General features: G+C 66.9%; 1 pseudogene. It reads left to right on the top strand.

Annotated features, from left to right (window positions below):
* Window positions 1–257, top strand: a pseudogene (locus EN824_RS34165) (hypothetical protein); the annotation flags it as partial.
* Window positions 258–317: the final 60 nt, after the last annotated feature.

Genomic DNA, 317 nt, shown 5'->3' with positions numbered 1-317 from the left:
CGCGCCCCACGTGGATGCTGGACCAGCCGGTGCGCCTGCTGATGCGCCAGCACCGTCCGTTCTATGGCTCGCCGCTGCGCATGGTGTCGCCGGGCGAGCGTATCGAGGCGGGCTGGTTCGACGGCGAACTGGTGACGCGCGACTATTTCGTCGCCCAGGCGGACGACCAGAGCTGCTACTGGATTTACCGCGAGCGCGTGAGCAGCCGCGACGCCGAGGAAGAACCGCGCTGGTTCCTGCATGGCCTGTTCGGATGACGCGCCATGGACACCACCTTCAGCATGCTGCCAGCGTACGCCGAGCTTTTCTGCCTCTCC

It is taken from the genome of Mesorhizobium sp. M8A.F.Ca.ET.181.01.1.1 (genome assembly GCF_004792025.1).
GTDB lineage: Bacteria > Pseudomonadota > Alphaproteobacteria > Rhizobiales > Rhizobiaceae > Mesorhizobium.
Note: the sequence above shows the minus strand (reverse complement) of the source record. Positions and strands in the feature narration are given on the sequence as shown.